This window comes from Rhizobacter sp. P1_G5, assembly GCF_056405435.1.
In genome coordinates this window covers 1-3,360 of sequence record NZ_JBFUCB010000638.1, presented here as the reverse complement: position 1 = coordinate 3,360, position 3,360 = coordinate 1, and the positions used below count along the sequence as shown (strand labels likewise).

3 protein-coding genes are annotated in these 3,360 nt (G+C 72.4%); all 3 read right to left on the bottom strand.

Features of this window, described 5'->3' with window-relative positions:
- Positions 1-1,125, bottom strand: a 1,125-nt coding sequence (locus tag AC1D12_RS28580; RefSeq protein ID WP_477844486.1) for a S4 domain-containing protein, incomplete at its 3' end; no start/stop codon positions are given.
- Complete coding sequence (gene scpB / locus AC1D12_RS28575) at positions 1,112-1,912, bottom strand: SMC-Scp complex subunit ScpB (protein ID WP_477828390.1); 801 nt, start codon at positions 1,910-1,912, stop codon at positions 1,112-1,114. The genes scpB and AC1D12_RS28580, both read right to left, overlap by 14 nt.
- Positions 1,913-2,209: 297 nt before the next feature.
- Positions 2,210-3,223 carry an RluA family pseudouridine synthase gene (locus AC1D12_RS28570; protein WP_477844484.1) on the bottom strand — a complete coding sequence of 338 codons (1,014 nt, stop codon included), beginning with the start codon at positions 3,221-3,223 and terminating at the stop codon, positions 2,210-2,212.
- Positions 3,224-3,360 lie beyond the last annotated feature (137 nt).

Genomic DNA, 3,360 nt, shown 5'->3' with positions numbered 1-3,360 from the left:
CTTGCCCTGCTGCAGCCGCGGCAGGCGGCGGAACACGGTGGGGCGGTGCTGCGGGTCGTCGTGCGTGACGACCTCGCCGGCCGGCTTGTGGTACGCGATGATGCGCGGCGCCGGCGGCACGATGCGCACGCGCACCGGCTTGCCGTCGACCTTGATGCGGTCGCCGAACGAGATGCGCTGGCCGGTGTGGGCAGGCTGGTCGTTCACCGTGACGCGGCCGTCGGCGATCATGTCCTCCATGTCGCGGCGCGAGCCGACGCCGGCCTGGGCCAGCACCTTGTGCAGCTTCGGCGCGTCGGGGTCGGCCTGCAGCACGCGCTTGCGTTCGGCGGCCTCCTCGGGGGTGATCTCGGCGGTGGATTCGGCCTCGGCGTCGCCTGCGGCTTCATCCTCGGCGTCCAGGTCGTCGCCTTCGCCCTCGGCCTCGTCGGCAGACAGCGATTGCGCCGCCGGCTCGGTGGACGGCGCGCCCTCGGGCTGCGGCACCTCGACGTCGAAATCGCCGGACACCACCGTCGCGAACAGGTCGCTCGCGTCGGGCATCACCGGCGTCGACAGGTGCGCCTCGGCCGCGCCGAGCACGACCTCGTCGCGGCGGCGGTCCTTGCGCCCGCCGCGGCGGCGATTGCGCGACGCCCGGGTCGGCTGGCCGTTCTCGTCGACCTCGCGCTCGAGGCCGGGCGGATCCCAGTCCGGCGGCAGCTCCGTGCCGGGCTCCTTGACCACGGTGAAGATCACCGGCGCATCGGCGGCGGCGGGCGGCGGCTCGACCGGTGCCGCGGCAGGCGCCGCGGCGGCAGCAGCTTCGACGGGCGGTCGGGGCCGCTTCGTCTCGACCTGGATCAGCGGCTCGGCCACCGGGGCCGCGGCGGCACTCCCGGTGTCGTGGTCGGCAGCAGCACCGTCCTCCACCTTCACGGCCGACTTGCGCTTGCGTGCCGGCTTCGGCGCAGCCTCCGCGGCATCACCCGCAGCAGCTTCCGCCGGCACAGCCTCGGCAGCCGTCGCCGGCGCGTCGGTGGCCGCGGCCTTGGTCGTGCGGCGACGCTTGGGCTTCGCGGCCGAGGCCTCGCCGCCTTCGGCGTCGGGAGGCAGGGTCGTCGAAGAGTCGTCAGCTTGGTTCATGCGGTGTGTCCTCGGGGGCGGCATCTGCCGCTGGCTCGGTATGGGAAGGGGAAGGGGCGGAGGGAACGGCCGCCAGGTCGGCGACCGGTTCGGCGAGGGATTCGGAAGGGGATTCGAAAGGAGACTCGGCGGGGGATCCGGCGGCGGGTTCTTCGACAGGTGCTTCGAGCGACACCTCGATCGCCAGCTCGCCGTCGAGCGGCAGCGCGCCTTGCTCCGGCTCCAGCAGTGACGGCTGGCCGGCCAGCGCCTCGGCCATCGCACCGGGGTTCAGCGCCGAGCTCTGCAGCATCGGCAACTGCTCCAGGCTCGCCAGCCCGAGGTCGTCGAGGAACTGCTTCGTCGTCGCGTACAGCGCCGGGCGGCCCGGGGCCTCGCGGTAGCCGATCGCGTCGATCCAGCCGCGGTCCTCGAGCTGCTTGACGATCTGGCTGCTGACGGTGACGCCGCGGATGTCCTCGATGTCGCCGCGCGTGACCGGCTGGCGGTACGCGATGATCGCCAGCGTCTCCATCACGGCCCGCGAATACTTCGGCGGCTTCTCGGGGTTCAGCCGGTCGAGGTACTCGCGCATCTCCGGGCGGCTCTGGAAGCGCCAGCCATGGGCCAGCGCCACCAGCTCGACCCCGCGCTCCTCCCAGTCGCGCATCAACTCGTCGAGCAGCGCACGCAGGGTGTCGGGGCCGAGTTCGTCGGCAAACAGCGCGCGCATGTCACGCATGGGCATCGGCTGCTGGGCGCAGATGAGCGCGGTCTCAAGGACGCGCTTTGCATCCTGTGTGTTCATTGACGTTCGTTCACATCCTCAGCCGGCTCGGCCGGCAGGCATTCAGGGGGCGGGCTCCGCTCGCATCGGCCTTCGCTCGAATCCCGCGGCGCACCGGTGGACGCACCGGGTTGTCGCTGGGATGTCGCTGGGTTGGCGAAGGCTGTCGAGTGTGGAGCGTCTGGTCCGAAGCGCCGTCTTGACGGCTTGGCGCTGAGAACCAGCCTGCGCGCCATTCACATCGGCGCTGCAGTTCACATCATCGCTCCCTGGGTGGCAGCGATTGTGCGCCATTGTATAGGCCCTGCGATGACCCTGTCACGGGGCTTTCTCGGAGGCCTCGATCACCTGCTGCCAGGCCTGCGCCAGATCGGCGGGCGGGGCCGCCTCGAACTGCATCGGGCGGCCGTCCACCGGGTGCGCGAAACCCAGGCGCGCCGCATGCAGTGCCTGCCGGGCCAGCCCCAGGCCCGGGCGCCCGCCGTACAGCGCGTCCGACAGCAGCGTGTGGCCGCGCGTGGYCAGGTGCACGCGGATCTGGTGGGTGCGCCCGGTGTGCAGCTTGCAGCGCACCGCGCTCACCGCGCCTTCGTCGAACTCCGCGAGCGCCACCCGGGTCACGTCGGTCTGCGCCGGCTTGCCGCCGCCGACCACGGCCATCTTGACGCGCGATTGCGGGTCGCGCGCGAGCGGCGCGTCGATGCGGAACGGCTGCGCCGGCACCCGCCCGTGCGCCAGCGCCTGGTACTCGCGCTGCACCTCGCGGGCGGCGATGGCCCGCACCAGCGCGGTCACCGCCGGCAGGGTCTTGCCGATCACCATCAACCCCGAGGTGTCCTTGTCGAGCCGGTGCACGATGCCGGCGCGCGGCAGCGTGGCCGCGGCCGGGTGGTGCGCCAGCACCCCGTTGAGCAGCGTGCCCGACCAGTTGCCGGCGGCCGGGTGCACCACCATGCCGGCGGGCTTGTCGACCACGATCAGCGCGTCGTCCTCGAACACGATGGCCAGCGCCATCGCCTCGGGGCGGAAGGCGCGGCTCTCGGGCGTCGGCACCAGCTCGACCACCAGCTGCTGGCCGGCCGACACCTTGCGCGAGGCCTGCGTCGCCGGGCGATCGTCGACCCACACATGGCCGCCCTCGATCAGCGTCTGCAGGTGGTTGCGCGAGAACTCGCCGGCCATCGCGACCAGCGCCTTGTCGAGCCGCACGCCGTGCAGGCTGCGATCGATCAGCGCGACGCGGCGCTCGGGGGCCTCGCCGGCGCCGACCTCCAGGCCCTCGTCATCGGGATCGCCAGGAAGCAGCGCCGGGTCGCTGGGGGGGTGAACCATATAATCGCCGCTCTTCTTTCGACAGGAAGCGCCGCGGCAGTGGCGCCACGAGGCTCATGAATGTGATTCGCTTGGTTGGCCGGTGGTCGGGCCTGGCATCGGCAGCCGTGTTGGCCGCCCTGCTCGCAGCCTGTGGC